Raw genomic sequence first — 14,425 nt, forward strand, 5'->3', positions numbered from 1 at the left:
TGGTGGGCGCGCTCCGCTTTGGCCGACCCTATCGCACCTGCAGGCTAACGCCTTACGCGTCTTCCACGCCTGCTTCATCCGGCGTGAACTCGTACACCGAGCTGCAGAACTCGCAGGTCACGACGACCTTGTCGTCCTTGACCATCGCGGCACGGTCGTCAGACGAAAAGCTCTTTAGCATCGATGCCACCGCATCGCGCGAGCAGGAGCATTGCGCCTTCAAGGGCAGCGGATTGAACACGCGCACGCCGCGCTCGTGGAACAGGCGGTAGAGCAGCCGCTCCCCGGACAGCTCCGGATCGATCAGCTCAACGTCTTCGACGGTCTCGATCAGCGAGCGTGCCTCGACCCAGGCATCGTCTTCAGCGACGGCGTGCACTTCGACGCCTTCGGGCGCATCGCCGGGATGCAGATCGGCCTGCCGCGCACGCTCGGGCGCCTTCGGCAGGAACTGCATCAGCATGCCGCCAGCACGCCAGCGATGCTTGCCGCCGTCGTTCGAACGCCATTCCTCGCCGACAGCGAGACGCACGCGTGTCGGGATCTGCTCGGAGCGCAGGAAATATTCGTGAGCGGCGTCTTCGAGGCTGCCGCCGTCGAGCGCGACCAGGCCCTGGTAGCGGCTCATGTCGGGGCCTTGGTCGATGGTCATGGCGAGATGACCGTGGCCCAGCAGCGCGCCGGAATGCGTGCCAGTATCTTTGGCCTCGCCGAGGCGCGCGGCGTCGTAGCGCGCATAGGCGCGCAGGCGATCCGGCGCCTGATAGTCCACGACCAGGAACGACACCGGACCGTCGGTCTGGGCCTGGAGAATGAAGCGGCCCTCGAACTTCAGCGAGGAGCCAAGCAGCGTGGTCAGCACGATGGCCTCGCCGAGCAGCTTGCCGACCGGCGCGGGATAATCGTGCTTGGTCAGGATTTCGTCGAGCGCCGGACCAAGCCGCACCAGCCGACCGCGCACATCGAGCGCGTCGACCTCGTAAGGCAGCACGGCGTCATCGATCGGAACCGCGGATGGCGCGCGAACCGGGCCTTCAGGCCCGGTTTTCATATCAGGGGATTGGGAAACCATGGCGCTTTATCTGGGGTCGGAAGGCGGAATTGGAAGGGGGTGAGGGCTGGGGTCCGGAATGCAGAACGGATCGTACGCAAGCAGGGCAAATTCAGCGTCGTCCTGGCGAAAGCCAGGACGACGATGAAGACCTACTTCGCCGGCACGGCGGATACCGGCCCGGATTACTTCACCGCGTCGAAGCACCAGGCCAGAATGCCCTTCTGCGCGTGCAGGCGGTTTTCGGCCTCGTCGAACACGACGGATTGTGGACCGTCGATCACCTCGTCGGTGACCTCCTCGCCCCGATGGGCGGGCAGGCAGTGCATGAACAGCGCATCCGGCTTGGCAAGCGACATCAGCTGCGCATTGACCTGATAGGGCTTGAGCACGTTGTGGCGGTGCTCGCCTTCCTTGTCGCCCATCGACACCCAGGTGTCGGTCACGACACAATCGGCGCCGCGCACGGCGGCTTCGGCATCCGTGCCGAGCATGATCGGCGCGCCCGTCGCCTTGATGAAGTCGCGCATCGCCTTTTTCGGCGCGAGCTCCGGAGGCGTCGCGACATTGAGCTGGAACTTGAAGCGCTCGGCGGCGTGCGCCCAGGAGGCGAGCACGTTGTTGTCGTCGCCGGTCCAGGCCACGGTCTTGCCCTCGATCGGGCCGCGATGTTCCTCGTAGGTCATGAGGTCCGCCATCACCTGGCAGGGATGCGAGCGGCGCGTCAGGCCGTTGATGACGGGCACGGTGGCGTTTGCCGCAAGCTCCAGCAGCGCATCGTGATTGAGAATGCGGATCATGATGGCGTCGACATAGCGCGACAGCACGCGCGCGGTGTCGGCGATGGTCTCGCCGCGGCCGAGCTGCATTTCGGCGCCGGTGAGCATGATGGGCTCGCCGCCGAGCTGGCGCATGGCGACGTCGAAAGACACCCGCGTCCGCGTCGAGGGGCGCTCGAAGATCATCGCCAGGGTCTTGCCTTCGAGCGGCCTGACCGGCTGATGCGCCTTCTGCTTCGCCTTCATCGCGGAGGACGCAGCGAGCATGCGCTTGAGCTCCGACAGCGGCAGCTCGTTGATATCGAGGAAGTGCTTCGGTGTTTTATCGGGCGACTTGCTCATCAGCTTGCCGCCCGCTTGTTGCCGGACAACGCGGTGCAGGCGCGCTCGAGCCGCCCGACGCTGTCCTCGATCTCGGCTTCGGTGACGATCAAAGGCGGCAGGAAACGCACGACATTGTCGCCGGCACCGACGGTGAGCAGCTTTTGGTCGCGCAAGGCTGCAACGAGATCGCCGGAGGGCACCACGGCCTTGATGCCGATCAGGAGGCCCTCGCCGCGCACTTCGCTGACGACATCGCCGTGTCGGTCGATCACGGAGGCGAGCTTCTGCTTGAGCAGCAGCGACATCCTCTGCACGTGGTCGAAGAAGCCGGGCTTGAGCATGACGTCGAGCACGGCGTTCGCAGCCGCGATCGCGAGCGGATTGCCCCCGAAGGTCGAGCCGTGCGAGCCCGGCGTCATGCCGGACGCCGCTTCCGCGGTCGCAAGGCAGGCGCCGATCGGGAAGCCGCCGCCGAGCGCCTTGGCCAGCGACATCACGTCGGGTTCGACGCCAAGGCGGCGGTACGCGAACAGATCGCCGGTGCGGCCCATGCCGGTCTGCACCTCGTCGAAGGCGAGCAACAGACCCTTCTCGTCGCAGAGCTGGCGCAACGCCCTCAGGAAGGCGGGCGTTGCCGAACGCACACCGCCCTCGCCCTGGATCGGCTCGATCAGGATGCCGGCGGTCTGCGGACCGATTGCCTTTTTCACGGCATCGAGATCGCCATGCGCAACCTGGTCGAAGCCCTCCATCGGAGGGCCGAAACCTTCGAGATATTTTGCCGATCCCGTTGCGGCCAGCGTCGCCAGCGTGCGGCCATGGAAGGCGCCTTCGAAGGTGATCATGCGATAGCGGTCGGGATGACCCTTTGCGGCGTGATAACGGCGCACGACCTTGATCACGCATTCCAGCGCTTCGGCGCCGGAATTGCAGAAGAACACGAAATCCGCGAAACTTTCATTGCACAGGCGCGCGGCGAGCTTTTCGCCGTCCGGGCTCTGGAACAGATTCGACATGTGCCAGAGCTTGGTGGCCTGCTCCTGCAACGCCGCGACCAGCGCCGGATGGGCATGGCCGAGCGCATTCACCGCCACCCCGGAGGTGAAATCGAGATAGCGCTCGCCATTGGTCGCGATCAGCCAGCAGCCTTCGCCACGCTCGAAACCAAGGTCGGACCTGGCGAAAACGGGGAGCAAATGCGGCGCTGCGCTGTTAGTCATGATGGTCACTTGAATGTTGCGGACGGAGTGAGCGTGCATTGCGCAACGCACCATCGACCGGCCCGGAAAACGAAACGTGCCGCCTCTTGAGGGCGGCACGTGCGACTATCTTAGGCCTGGTGAAACGGGTGTCAATGCCGCCCGGAAAGCCTCGCGAAACGCTGAATCCGTAGTCTTGCGGTGCCGATTTTGCGGGATTTGGCCACGGAACATGTGGAAGCGAGTCGGCGGACTCTTGCGCGGGAGTCACGCCATATTGTAGCGTTTGGATTGTCAGATACGACATCTCGTGCAGTGGTTCTGATCTTTAAGTCCTTATGTACCGGCGTAAACGTTCGGGCGTTCAAGACGCGCCCGGCGAGCCTTAAGGGATTCTGGCGGCACGGGTTTTTGAAGGCTTAGGCATTCGCTGCGAGGCCCCAGGATGGCTGGCGCGCAGCGAGGGAAAGGGTGCAATGACGGTTTTGACCTGGTCCGATGATCGCGTCGAGCAGCTGAAAAAGCTCTGGGAGGCCGGACTTTCGGCCAGCCAGATCGCGGCGGAGCTCGGCAATGTGACCCGCAATGCCGTGATCGGCAAAGTGCACAGGCTCGGCCTTTCGGGCCGCGCCAAGAGCCCATCATCGGCAGCGCCGCGGCCGCGCAAGGCGCGCCCCGCGCAGCACATGATGCGGGTGAGCCGCCCGATCTCGCGCGGCAACACCGCGCTGGCGCAGGCCTTCGAGGTGGAGGCTGAGCCGGATCCGGTCACCTATGACAACGTGGTGCCGATGAGCCAGCGGCTGTCGCTGCTGGAATTGAACGAGGCGACCTGCCACTGGCCGGTCGGCGATCCCTCGAGCCCGGACTTCTTCTTCTGCGGTGGAAGGGCGCTGTCCGGACTGCCCTATTGCGCCCAGCACTCGCGCGTTGCGTACCAGCCGGCGTCGGATCGGCGCCGCGCACCGGTGAAGCCGGGTCCGCGGTAATCACGGCAAGTCGTCGCGCGAAGACGATTCAACAATTTCAGCGTCGTCCCGGCCTAGTGCGCAATTGCGCACGGGGGGCCGGGACCCATACTCCGAGCACGCAATAATCGTGCGGAAGGGGTCACTCCGAGTCTTCGCCAAACCACGTTCGGTGGTTATGGGCCCGGATCAGCGCTCGCTTCGCTCGCTTGTCCGGGACGACGGCTGAGAATGCAGGGACAACTCGCCAACAAACAAGCCTGCAACCCTACACCTGCTCCGCCTTGGCAAACCGATCATCCAGCGCGTAGCCGGCGCCGCGGACGGTGCGGATCGGGTCCTGCTCGCGGCCGAGATTGAGCAGCTTGCGCAGGCGGCCGATATGCACGTCGACGGTGCGCTCGTCGATATAGATGTCGCGACCCCAGACGCTGTCGAGCAGTTGCTCGCGCGAGAACACGCGCCCCGGATGCTCCAGGAAGAACTCCAGCAGGCGATATTCGGTCGGACCGAGATCGATCGGCCGGCCCGAGCGCGCCACGCGGCGCTTGTCGCGGTCGAGCTCGATGTCGCCAAAAGCAAGCACCGTCGCGAGCCGCTCCGGGCTTGCGCGCCGCAGCAGGCCTTTCACGCGCGCCAGCAGCTCCGGCACCGAGAACGGCTTGACGATGTAATCGTCGGCGCCGGTCGCAAGACCCCGCACCCGCTCGCTCTCCTCGCCGCGCGCGGTGAGCATGATGATCGGGAGCTGCTTGGTCTCGGGACGGGTGCGAAGCCGCCGGCACAATTCGATGCCTGACAGGCCCGGCAGCATCCAGTCGAGCACGATCAGATCGGGGATGTGCTCCTTGAGGCGGGTGTCGGCGTCGTCGCCGCGCATCACCGTCTCGACGTCATAGCCGTCGCCTTCGAGGTTGTAGCGGAGAAGCTCGGTCAGGGCTTCCTCGTCCTCAACCACCATAATGCGTGCGCCCATCGGGTCGTCGCTCCCTAAGTCTTCAGGTGTTCGGTACCGTGTTGGCGAAGGTCGTCATGTCGCCCTTCGGCCGCTTGTCGGTGATGGCCTGGCCCTCGATCATGTAGAACACGGTCTCGGCGATGTTGGTGGCGTGGTCGCCGATCCGCTCGATGTTCTTGGCGCAGAACATCAGATGGATGCAGAACGAGATGTTGCGCGGATCCTCCATCATGTAGGTGAGGAGCTCGCGGAACAGCGAGGTGCAGATGGCGTCGACCTCCTCGTCGCCCTTCCAGACCGCCATCGCCGCCGGCAGATCATGCGCGGCATAGGCGTCCAGCACCGACTTGACCTGCTGCTGCACGAGGTCGGTCATGTGCTCGAGGCCGCGGAACAGCTTGAGCGGATGGAAGTCCGTCTCCAGCGCCGCGACGCGCTTGCCCATGTTCTTGGCGAGGTCGCCGATGCGCTCGAGATCGGTCGCGACGCGCATGGCGCCGACGATCTCGCGCAGATCGACCGCCATCGGCTGGCGGCGGGCGATGGTGAGCACCGCACGCTCCTCGATGCGCTTCTGCAGCGCGTCGAGCTCGGTGTCGATGGCGACGACGCGCTGGCCGAGCGGGACGTCGCGGCGGATCAGCGCGTCGACGGACTCGACGATCATGCGCTCGGCGATGCCGCCCATCTCGGCGACCAGGCGAGTGAGTTCCTGGAGGTCGGTGTCGAAAGCCTTTGCGGTATGTTCAGAACCCATGTCGCGTCTCCTAGCCGAACCGGCCGGTGATGTAATCCTGCGTGCGCCGATCTGACGGCGACGTGAAGATCTTGCTGGTGTCGTCGAACTCTATCAGCTCGCCGAGATACATGAAGGCGGTCTTGTCGGAGACGCGCGCCGCCTGTTGCATGTTGTGGGTGACGATAGCGATCGTGTAATCCTCGGACAGCTCCTGGATCAGCTCCTCGACCTTGGCGGTCGAGATCGGGTCGAGCGCCGAACAGGGTTCGTCGAACAGGATCACCTCGGGCCGCACCGCGACGGTGCGGGCGATGCAGAGGCGCTGCTGCTGGCCGCCGGAGAGCGACAGGCCGGAGGCGTTGAGCTTGTCCTTGACCTCGTTCCACAGCGCGCCGCCGCGCAGCGCCTTCTCGACGCGGCCGTCCATCTCGGACTTCGAGATCTTCTCATAGAGACGGATGCCGAACGCGATGTTCTCGTAGATCGTCATCGGGAACGGCGTCGGCTTCTGGAACACCATGCCGACGCGGGCGCGCAGCAAATTGAGGTCCAGCCTGGGGTCGAGGATGTTGGTCTGATCGAGCATCAGCTGACCGGTGGCGCGCTGGCCGGGATAGAGGTCGTACATCCGGTTGAAGATGCGCAGCAGGGTCGACTTGCCGCAGCCCGACGGTCCGATGAACGCCGTAACGCGGTTGGCGCCGAGCGTCAGGTTGATGTTCTTCAGCGCATGGTGCTCGCCGTAATAGAAGTTCAGGTTACGCACGGTCACCTTCGGGGGCGCCTCGGGCAGCACCGCCGCGTGCGGCAGTCCACCGGACGCGCTCATCGACACGGAAAGATCACTCATTTTGCGGTCCTCTCGGCGCCAAGGATGCGCGCGAAAATATTAAGGGCAAGAACGGTCAGGGTGATGAGCAGCGCCCCGCTCCAGGCCAACTGCTTCCAATAGGCATAGGGGCTCTGCACGAAGTTGTTGATGGTCACAGGCAGGTTCGCCATCGTCTTGTTCAGGCCGAGGCTGAAGAACTGGTTCGATAGCGCGGTGAACAGCAGCGGCGCGGTTTCACCGGCGACGCGAGCGGTCGCGAGCAGCACGCCGGTGATGAGACCCGATCGGGCAGCCCGATAAGCGATCCGCTTGATCACCAGCGAACGCGGCAGGCCGAGCGCCGAGGCCGCCTCGCGCAACGCGTTCGGCACCAGCAGCAGCATGTCCTCGGTCGTGCGCAGCACCACCGGGATCACGATGACCGCGAGGGCGAGCGAGCCTGCGATCGCCGAGAAGCCGCGCATCGGCACCACCACGGCGCCGTAGATGAACAGGCCGATGATGATCGAGGGCGCCGAGAGCAGGATGTCGTTGATGAAGCGGATCACCGAGGTCAGCCGGTCGTTGCGGCCGTATTCGGCGAGATAGGTGCCGGCGAACATGCCGAGCGGCGCGCCGATGCCGACGCCGATCACGGTCATGATCAGCGAGCCGACGATGGCGTTGAGCAGACCGCCCTCGTTCGATCCCGGTGGCGGCGTGTTCTCGGTGAACAGCTGGACATTGAGTCCCGCCAGCCCGTTGTAGAGCAGCGTGATCAGGATCAGCGCGAGCCAGGTGACGCCGAAGGCGGTTGCGGCGATGCAGAGCCCGCGGACGACGATGTCCTTGCGGCGTCGGCGTGAATAGATCGGATTCATGGCGCTAATTCCCCGCCTTCTTTTCCAGCCGCATCAGCATCAGCCGCGCCGCTGCGAGCACGAAGAAGGTCAGAACGAACAGCAGGAGGCCGAGCAGGATCAGGCCGGATTGGTGCAGGCCGTCGCTCTCGGCGAACTCGGATGCGATCGCCGCCGAGATCGTGGTGCCCGGCGCAAAGATCGATGACGAGATCCGGAACGAGTTGCCGATGATGAAGGTCACCGCCATGGTCTCGCCGAGCGAGCGGCCCAGCGCCAGCATGATGCCGCCGATGACGCCGACCCGGGTGTAGGGGATCACCACGCTGCGGACGACTTCCCATGTGGTGCAGCCGACGCCGTAGGCGGCTTCCTTCAGGACCGGAGGCACCGTCTTGAACACGTCGACCGAGATCGAGGTGATGAAGGGCAGCACCATGATGGCAAGGATCAGCGCGGCATTGAACAGGCTGAGATAGGACGGGGGACCTGCGAAGATCGCGCCCAGCACGGGAACGCCGTCGAAGATCTTGATCATGAAGGGCTGGAACGTGTTGGCCAGGAACGGACCCAACACGAAGAAGCCCCACATGCCGTAGATGATCGAGGGAATACCGGCGAGCAGCTCGATTGCCATGCCGATCGGGCGGCGCAGCCATTGCGGGCAGAGCTCGGTGAGGAAGATCGCAATGCCGAGACCCACGGGAATGGCGATCAGCATCGCGATGAAGGAGGTGACGAGCGTGCCGTACATCGGCCCGAGCGCGCCGAGCACCGGCGGATCTGCGGAGGGCGCCCAGCGCTGCGTCCACAGGAAGGAGACGCCGTATTCTTTCATCGCCGGGAAAGCGCCGACGATCAGCGAAATGATGATGCCGCCGAGGATCAGAAGCACCGAGATCGCGGAGAGCCGCGTAATCCAGTAGAAGGTAACGTCGCCGAGCTTGAACGCGCTCAAGGCCTTGGCGCGGTCATACGGTCCGGCGTCGTCGATTACATCGCTCTGAACGGCCATCTCTGCCACGCCGATCCCCTGTACCAAATAGTATACGTTTTTTGTTGGTCCGTGCCCCGGATGTAGCGCAGCGCATCCGGGGCACGAGCGTCGCGAACCTAGCTCTTGATGTCGGCAGCCCAGGTCTTCTCGATCAGCTGAACGACCGGATCCGGCATCGGGATGTAGTCGAGCTCTTCAGCCGCCTTGCCGCCGCTCTTGAAGGCCCAGCGGAAGAACTTGATGGCTTCCTGCGAGGCCGCCTTGTCGGTGGCGTCCTTGTGCATGAGGATGAAGGTCGCCGCCGTGATCGGCCAGGATTTCTCGCCGGGCTGGTCGGTCAGGATGACGTAGTAGCCGGGAGCCTTGGCCCAGTCGGCGTTGGAGGCGGCCGCCTGGAAGGCTTCGACGGTGGGCTGCACAGGCTTGCCGGCCTTGTTGATGAGACCGGTGTAGGTCAGCTTGTTCTGCTTGGCATAGGCGTACTCGACATAGCCAATCGAGTTCTTGGTCTGGCTGATGTTGCCGGACACGCCTTCATTGCCCTTGGCGCCGACGCCGACCGGCCACTCGACCGCGGTACCCTCACCGACCTTGCTCTTCCAATCCGCGCTGGCCTTGGCGAGGTAGTTGGTGAAGTTGAAGGTGGTGCCCGAACCGTCCGAACGGCGGACCACGGTGATGGCCTCCGAGGGCAGCTTCACGTTCGGGTTGAGCTTCTTGATCGCGGCGTCGTCCCATTTGGTGATCTTGCCGAGATAGATGCTGGCCAGCGTCTCGCCGTCGAACACCAGTTCACCGGGCTTCACGCCCTCGATGTTGACGACGGGCACGATGGCACCCATCACCATCGGCCACTGGACGAGGCCGTCCTTCTCGAGCTGCTCGGCCTTGAGCGGCGCATCGCTGGCGCCGAAGGTCACGGTCTTGGCCTGGATCTGCTTAATGCCGCCGCCGGAGCCGATCGACTGGTAGTTCAGACCGTTGCCGGTCTCCTTCTTGTAGGCGTCGGCCCATTTGGAATAGATCGGGAACGGGAACGTCGCGCCGGCTCCGGTGATGTCGGCAGCAAAGGCCGCCGTCGTCGATGCGGCGACCATGCCAGCAGCGACGAGTGTTTTGAGGAAATTCATGCTGGTCTCCATACAGGGGAGCGAAGCGCCATCCGCGCCCGATCGCGCTCCCCGTGCCGCCCCTTTAGGAGCGGACAGCTGAGCTTTTACGAAGGTTTGGTGACAGTCGGATGACAGTGTTAAGCAGCTGAAATCGCTGGAATTTAGCTCAGAGCCGCAGGCTTGCCCTGGGGAAAACAGGCGGTGAAAGTGGCGCCCTGTTTGGGCACGCTTTCGATCAAAAGCCGGCCGCGATGACGGTTAAGAATATGTTTCACCAGCGACAATCCCAGGCCGGTGCCGCCCTGCGAGCGGCTGTCGCCGACATCGACCCGGTAGAAGCGCTCGGTCAGCCGCGGCAGGTGCTCCGGCGCGATGCCGGGGCCGAAATCCCGGACCAGCACCCGGATTTCCTGAGTTCCATCAGGGGCCGCGCCTGATATCAGCGACACGATAATGCGTCCACCGGAGGCGCCGTATTTGAGCGCGTTCTCGATCAAATTCTCGAACAGGCGGAGCAACTCCTCGCGGTCCCCCGCGATCAGCACCGGGGTCTCGGGCAGCTGGGTCTCGACCTCGACCTGGCGTTCCCGCGCCAGCGGCTCGAGCCCATCGGCGACCTGCAAGATGATCGGCAGCAGGTCGACCAGGGTGTCGGGCCGCACATGGGCCGACAGCTCCACCCGCGACAGCGACAAGAGATCGTCGATCAGGCGCGCCATCCGGGTGGCTTGGTTGTGCATGATGCCGAGGAAGCGCTCGCGCGCCTTGGGATCGTCCTTGGCCTGGCCCTGGAGCGTGTCGATGAAGCCGGACAGCGCGGCCAGCGGCGTGCGCAGCTCGTGGCTGGCATTGGCGACGAAATCGGCCCGCATTTCCTCGACCCGGCGCAGCGGCGTCTGGTCGTGAAAGGTCATCAGCATGCATTTGTCGGCGCCGCCAAAGGTGGTCGGCACCGGCACCGGCGTGATGGTCAGCTCCATCCAGCGATCGACCGGGACATGGTCGAGATAGGTCGCGCGCCGCGGCTCGGTGGTCGCGATCGACTCGCGCAGCGCCGTGATGATCTCGGGCGAGCGCAGCGCGAACTGGGCGAGCTCATTCCGGCGCAGTGCCGGCGCGAGCTGGGCGGCTGCGGCGTTGAGATGGATGACGCGGCCGGCGCGGTCGAGCAGCACCGCGGGATCGGGCATGCCGGCGACCACTGCGGCGACCGCCGCGCTCTCGACCGGGTTGACGCGGCGGGTCTCTTCGCGCGAGGCGGCGGTATCGTGCAGGCGCCACGGGATCAGCGCTGCGGCCGCGATGCAGAGGAACACCGCAATCGCATGCAGCGCCGATAATTCCCCCAGCGAGACCACCACGGATAGCGCGAGCGCCGCGGCGATCAGGATGACGGTCGAGTGCCGCAGCCGGTCGGACCAGGGCGGGGAGGAGGGAGAAGTTGGGGCGTCGATCGCCATCGGGGCGGGCTTCTCCAAAAGGCCTTGCGCCGGTCAGGCGCCGCTGTCGCTGCGCTTTCTCACGTAAGCGGCTTCAGGCGCGGGGCCGGGGTCGAGCTTGAGCGCAGCCTGCTGCAGGCGCTTCGATCGTGCGCCGATGATAACTTCGCGAAACGTCAGCAAGATTACAGATATGACAAAAGGGGACAGATAATAGAGGACGCGGAACAGCAGCATCCCGCCCAGCAGCTCCTCGCGGTCCATCTGCCAGAGCCCGACCAGCATCGCCGCGTCGAACACGCCAAGGCCTCCGGGCGAATGGCTGGCAAAGCCGAGCAGCGTGGCCGAGACGAAGATCACCGCGACCACCACGAAACCGAGATTGGGCTCGTCAGGGACCAGCACGTACATCGCGAGCGCGCAGAAGCCGAGATCGATGATGCCGATCGCGATCTGGAGCAGCGTCAGCGGGCCGCCCGGCAGCATCACGGTCCAGGGCCCGCGGCCGACCATGCGCGGCTGGGTCCAGACCCAGACCACGTAAGCGACCAGTCCGACGATGATCATCATCGCCAGCATCCGGTTCAGCCAGGGCGGAAGCATGTCGATCGAGGCCGCGGCTTCCGGATGATAGGAGATGCCGAGGCCCAGCACCGCGGCATTGCCGAGCCAGAAGGTCAGGCCGGCGAGGAAGCAGATCTTTGCGACGTCGATCGCGTTCAGGCCATAGGCGGAATAGATGCGGTAGCGCACCGCGCCGCCGGTGAAGACGCTGGCGCCGACATTGTGGCCGATCGAATAGCTGGTGAAGGCAGCGAGCGCGTTAATCCGATAGGGCACGTGGGGATGGCCGATCGCGCGCACGGCGAACAGGTCGTAGAAGGTCAGCGTGAAATAGCCCGCAGCGACGAACAGCGCCGCCATCGCGATCTGGCTCGGCTCGGTGCTCTTGATCGCTTCGAGGACTTCGTTGACATCGATGCCGCGCAGCATGTGGTAGAGCACATAGCAAGCGATGCCGATGACCGCGACGCTGATCACAACTCCAAGCTTATGCAGGATTTGCTTCTGGCGCAGAAACGACATCGCCCTGCGTATGGCTTCCAGCATCTAAACCTCGAACAACGCTTCAGCGGCCAGGGTGGCCGGCGAACAGGCGGACGACACGCAGGCACCCGACGAATCCTCGCCGGCGGCTCCGGCATCGCGCATGCCCCCTGCCCCTCCACTAGCGCGTTTTGGGGCGGAGTGGAATTCGACAATTCGAACAAAAAGTCGTGGCTTCAAGGTTTTAGGCAGGTTGCGGGCTCCTGATGCACGGTTTGGCGCTTTCGGCGGCAAGCCTGACGCGAATCTCCATGGCCATCCTGGCGCAGACGCCATGAAGTTTTGATGATTTCGGCCGTACAATGTTCCGTCACGGCTTAAGTCGAAATCAATCTATGGGCGGGATTTCGCTGTTGAAAGAGGGTCGCGCCGCGCGCGGCCGCTGCGGCGCGCACGATTACGTGGCCGACGGCTCGCGCTCGATCATCCGGTTGCACTGCGACATCACAGACGTCATTGCGGCCGCCCGCCAGCGGCCGCGATGAGCACGTCGTTCGGAGGTAGCGTTCTGCTCAGGCCGCAAGCTGCGGGCGCACTGCCTCGATGCCCGCGATCCAGCCGGCGACGGAGCGCCCGATCGCCTCGGGGTGATCCTCCTGGAGGAAATGCAGGCCGGCGCCGAGACGAACCAGCGCGCAGTGCTTCAGGGAGGCTGCAAACCGTTCGGCAAATTCCGGTGAGACCAGAGCTCCGGGCTCGCCGGTGAACAGGAGCTTTGGATAGAACGACGCGGCCAGCGCTGCATGCGCGGACTGCAGAGCCTGATAAACGTCAGCGGGCTCGCCTGCGATCGGCAGTTCGCGCGGAAGTGCAAGAACGGGCCGGCGGCTCTCTGGTGTTGGAAACGGCGCGCGATAGGGCGCCATCTCGTCATCGCTGAGCTTGCGGACCATGCCGCCGGGTAGCACGCGCTCGACGAAGGCATTCGCCTCGAGGATCATCGCCTCGCCCTCGCCCGGCGTCCTGAATTTACGGAAGGCCGCCCGCGCCGCCTCGGCATGCTCCTGCTCTGCGGCAACCTCGGTGTCGTGGAAGTCCTGCCAGGTCGGCATCGGACGAATGAATTCCATGAAGGCAAGGCCGCGCACGAAATCCGGCCGGCGCGCCGCAAGATGAAATGCGAGCGCCGTGCCCCAATCCTGCGCGACCAGATAGGCCGACGTAATGCCGCGCTGTTCGATGAAGGCATCGAGATAGCGGACGTGGTCGAAGAAGCGATAGGCGATGTTGGGCTTGCCGGACTGACCGAAGCCGATGTTGTCGGGCGCGAGGCAATGCGCGACCGGTGACACCAGGGGCATGATGTTGCGCCAGATGTGCGAGGACGTCGGATTGCCGTGCAGGAAGAGCGCGACCGGCGCGTTCTGCGCGCCTGCCTCACGATAGGCCATGCCGCTTCCGAGGACGGACGCTTTGCGAAGCTTGATGTCGATCTGCTTGGTCATGTCAGCTCCTTGAACACGGTTTGGAATGCGATGCTCTTGAAACGTTCGAGCGCTTTGGGATTGCGGTCGACCTTCATGCGCAGGATCGCGCCCTGCCAGGACGCGAGCAGGAAGTCTGCGAGCTCCTCGGGCTCGAAATCGGATGCGATCTCGCCGCTGGTTTGGGCATCCCTGATGCAGGCGGCGAACGGCATGCGCCATTCAGCAAAGATGGCCGCAAGGCGCGCGCGCAGCATCTCGCTGCTGCCGGTCGCCTCCAGACTGAGATCGCCGATCAGACAGCCGCGGCCGTAGCCGTCCGCTTCGAGCCGGCCAATGATGATGTCCAGGTAGCGCTTCAGCCGAGCCCGCGGGGTCAGCGAGGTGTCGTCGAGCGCCTCGGCGACCAGCCCCCTTGTGATCTCGAAGTAGCGGTCGAGCACCTCGGAGGCGAACGCTTCCTTGGAGCGGAAATGATTGGTGAAGGACCCCTGCGGCGCGCCCGCAGCAGTGGTGACGTCGCGCACGCTGGTGCCGTGATAGCCGGTCCGAAACATGACCTTCAGGCCGGCGTCGAGAATGGCGTCTTTGAGCGAGGGCTTTGGCATGGCGAAATAATACGCACGTACGTATTAATGTCAAGCGCCCCGCCCTTGC

General features: G+C 64.6%; 15 protein-coding genes. 2 read left to right on the forward strand and 13 right to left on the reverse strand.

Annotated elements, in window-relative coordinates; all coding sequences use genetic code 11:
• Positions 1–52 precede the first annotated feature (52 nt).
• The 3 genes from BcanWU425_RS36150 to BcanWU425_RS36160 form a co-directional block, all read right to left on the reverse strand.
• Positions 53–1,072, reverse strand: a complete 1,020-nt coding sequence (locus tag BcanWU425_RS36150; protein ID WP_026233079.1) for an Hsp33 family molecular chaperone — start codon at positions 1,070–1,072, stop codon at positions 53–55.
• Positions 1,073–1,236: 164 nt separating this feature from the next.
• Positions 1,237–2,172, reverse strand: coding sequence for an ornithine carbamoyltransferase (gene argF, locus BcanWU425_RS36155; protein WP_085349685.1), 936 nt, complete (start codon positions 2,170–2,172; stop codon positions 1,237–1,239).
• Positions 2,172–3,374: an aspartate aminotransferase family protein gene (locus BcanWU425_RS36160; RefSeq protein WP_026233078.1), complete on the reverse strand. Its 1,203-nt coding sequence runs from the start codon at positions 3,372–3,374 to the stop codon at positions 2,172–2,174. Before BcanWU425_RS36160 ends, argF begins: the two co-directional genes overlap by 1 nt.
• 455 nt (positions 3,375–3,829) lie before the next feature.
• Here BcanWU425_RS36160 and BcanWU425_RS36165 point away from each other — a divergent pair, with 455 nt between their 5' ends.
• Positions 3,830–4,342: a GcrA family cell cycle regulator gene (locus BcanWU425_RS36165; protein ID WP_007597869.1), complete on the forward strand. Its 513-nt coding sequence runs from the start codon at positions 3,830–3,832 to the stop codon at positions 4,340–4,342.
• 247 nt (positions 4,343–4,589) lie between these two features.
• Here BcanWU425_RS36165 and phoB read toward each other — a convergent pair whose 3' ends face one another.
• From phoB to BcanWU425_RS36205, 8 genes are all read right to left on the reverse strand, one after another.
• Positions 4,590–5,297: a phosphate regulon transcriptional regulator PhoB gene (gene phoB, locus BcanWU425_RS36170; RefSeq protein WP_007597871.1), complete on the reverse strand. Its 708-nt coding sequence runs from the start codon at positions 5,295–5,297 to the stop codon at positions 4,590–4,592.
• Positions 5,298–5,319: 22 nt separating this feature from the next.
• Positions 5,320–6,036, reverse strand: a complete 717-nt coding sequence (gene phoU / locus BcanWU425_RS36175) for a phosphate signaling complex protein PhoU (protein WP_018456067.1) — start codon at positions 6,034–6,036, stop codon at positions 5,320–5,322.
• A 10-nt stretch (positions 6,037–6,046) separates the two neighbouring features.
• Positions 6,047–6,868 (reverse strand): phosphate ABC transporter ATP-binding protein PstB, encoded by an 822-nt coding sequence (gene pstB / locus BcanWU425_RS36180; RefSeq protein ID WP_085349683.1) that lies wholly within the window; start codon positions 6,866–6,868, stop codon positions 6,047–6,049.
• Positions 6,865–7,710, reverse strand: coding sequence for a phosphate ABC transporter permease PstA (gene pstA, locus BcanWU425_RS36185; protein ID WP_018456065.1), 846 nt, complete (start codon positions 7,708–7,710; stop codon positions 6,865–6,867). Before pstA ends, pstB begins: the two co-directional genes overlap by 4 nt.
• Before the next feature lie 4 nt (positions 7,711–7,714).
• Complete coding sequence (gene pstC, locus BcanWU425_RS36190; RefSeq protein ID WP_204514046.1) at positions 7,715–8,704, reverse strand: phosphate ABC transporter permease subunit PstC; 990 nt, start codon at positions 8,702–8,704, stop codon at positions 7,715–7,717.
• 98 nt (positions 8,705–8,802) lie between these two features.
• A complete protein-coding gene (gene pstS, locus BcanWU425_RS36195; protein WP_085358361.1) occupies positions 8,803–9,816 on the reverse strand; it encodes a phosphate ABC transporter substrate-binding protein PstS in 1,014 nt (337 codons plus the stop codon).
• A 143-nt stretch (positions 9,817–9,959) separates the two neighbouring features.
• Positions 9,960–11,258 carry an ATP-binding protein gene (locus tag BcanWU425_RS36200; protein ID WP_018456062.1) on the reverse strand — a complete coding sequence of 433 codons (1,299 nt, stop codon included), beginning with the start codon at positions 11,256–11,258 and terminating at the stop codon, positions 9,960–9,962.
• A gap of 33 nt (positions 11,259–11,291) precedes the next feature.
• The gene (locus BcanWU425_RS36205; protein ID WP_018456061.1) at positions 11,292–12,347 is read right to left on the reverse strand and encodes a lysylphosphatidylglycerol synthase domain-containing protein; all 1,056 of its coding nucleotides are present in this window, start codon (positions 12,345–12,347) and stop codon (positions 11,292–11,294) included.
• A gap of 332 nt (positions 12,348–12,679) precedes the next feature.
• Here BcanWU425_RS36205 and BcanWU425_RS36210 point away from each other — a divergent pair, with 332 nt between their 5' ends.
• Positions 12,680–12,829, forward strand: a complete 150-nt coding sequence (locus BcanWU425_RS36210) for a hypothetical protein (RefSeq protein ID WP_018456059.1) — start codon at positions 12,680–12,682, stop codon at positions 12,827–12,829.
• 27 nt (positions 12,830–12,856) lie between these two features.
• Here the strand turns inward: BcanWU425_RS36210 and BcanWU425_RS36215 are convergent, their stop codons facing one another.
• Both BcanWU425_RS36215 and BcanWU425_RS36220 read right to left on the reverse strand, forming a co-directional pair.
• Complete coding sequence (locus BcanWU425_RS36215) at positions 12,857–13,789, reverse strand: haloalkane dehalogenase (protein WP_018456058.1); 933 nt, start codon at positions 13,787–13,789, stop codon at positions 12,857–12,859.
• On the reverse strand, positions 13,786–14,376 hold the full coding sequence (locus BcanWU425_RS36220; RefSeq protein WP_018456057.1) for a TetR/AcrR family transcriptional regulator: 591 nt from the start codon (positions 14,374–14,376) through the stop codon (positions 13,786–13,788). Before BcanWU425_RS36220 ends, BcanWU425_RS36215 begins: the two co-directional genes overlap by 4 nt.
• Positions 14,377–14,425 lie beyond the last annotated feature (49 nt).

It is taken from the genome of Bradyrhizobium sp. WU425 (genome assembly GCF_021052305.1).
Taxonomy (GTDB): domain Bacteria; phylum Pseudomonadota; class Alphaproteobacteria; order Rhizobiales; family Xanthobacteraceae; genus Bradyrhizobium; species Bradyrhizobium canariense_D.

Bases quoted from the DNA above. Each gene is read 5' to 3' on its own strand.
- BcanWU425_RS36165 (WP_007597869.1), top strand. From the start codon at position 3,830: ATGACGGTTTTGACCTGGTCCGATGATCGCGTCGAGCAGCTGAAAAAG.
- BcanWU425_RS36160 (WP_026233078.1), bottom strand. From the start codon at position 3,374: ATGACTAACAGCGCAGCGCCGCATTTGCTCCCCGTTTTCGCCAGGTCC.
- pstC (WP_204514046.1), bottom strand. From the start codon at position 8,704: ATGGCCGTTCAGAGCGATGTAATCGACGACGCCGGACCGTATGACCGC.
- pstA (WP_018456065.1), bottom strand. From the start codon at position 7,710: ATGAATCCGATCTATTCACGCCGACGCCGCAAGGACATCGTCGTCCGC.
- BcanWU425_RS36205 (WP_018456061.1), bottom strand. From the start codon at position 12,347: ATGCTGGAAGCCATACGCAGGGCGATGTCGTTTCTGCGCCAGAAGCAA.
- BcanWU425_RS36220 (WP_018456057.1), bottom strand. From the start codon at position 14,376: ATGCCAAAGCCCTCGCTCAAAGACGCCATTCTCGACGCCGGCCTGAAG.
- pstB (WP_085349683.1), bottom strand. From the start codon at position 6,868: ATGAGTGATCTTTCCGTGTCGATGAGCGCGTCCGGTGGACTGCCGCAC.
- BcanWU425_RS36210 (WP_018456059.1), top strand. From the start codon at position 12,680: ATGGGCGGGATTTCGCTGTTGAAAGAGGGTCGCGCCGCGCGCGGCCGC.
- phoU (WP_018456067.1), bottom strand. From the start codon at position 6,036: ATGGGTTCTGAACATACCGCAAAGGCTTTCGACACCGACCTCCAGGAA.
- BcanWU425_RS36215 (WP_018456058.1), bottom strand. From the start codon at position 13,789: ATGACCAAGCAGATCGACATCAAGCTTCGCAAAGCGTCCGTCCTCGGA.
- phoB (WP_007597871.1), bottom strand. From the start codon at position 5,297: ATGGGCGCACGCATTATGGTGGTTGAGGACGAGGAAGCCCTGACCGAG.
- pstS (WP_085358361.1), bottom strand. From the start codon at position 9,816: ATGAATTTCCTCAAAACACTCGTCGCTGCTGGCATGGTCGCCGCATCG.
- argF (WP_085349685.1), bottom strand. From the start codon at position 2,172: ATGAGCAAGTCGCCCGATAAAACACCGAAGCACTTCCTCGATATCAAC.
- BcanWU425_RS36150 (WP_026233079.1), bottom strand. From the start codon at position 1,072: ATGGTTTCCCAATCCCCTGATATGAAAACCGGGCCTGAAGGCCCGGTT.
- BcanWU425_RS36200 (WP_018456062.1), bottom strand. From the start codon at position 11,258: ATGGCGATCGACGCCCCAACTTCTCCCTCCTCCCCGCCCTGGTCCGAC.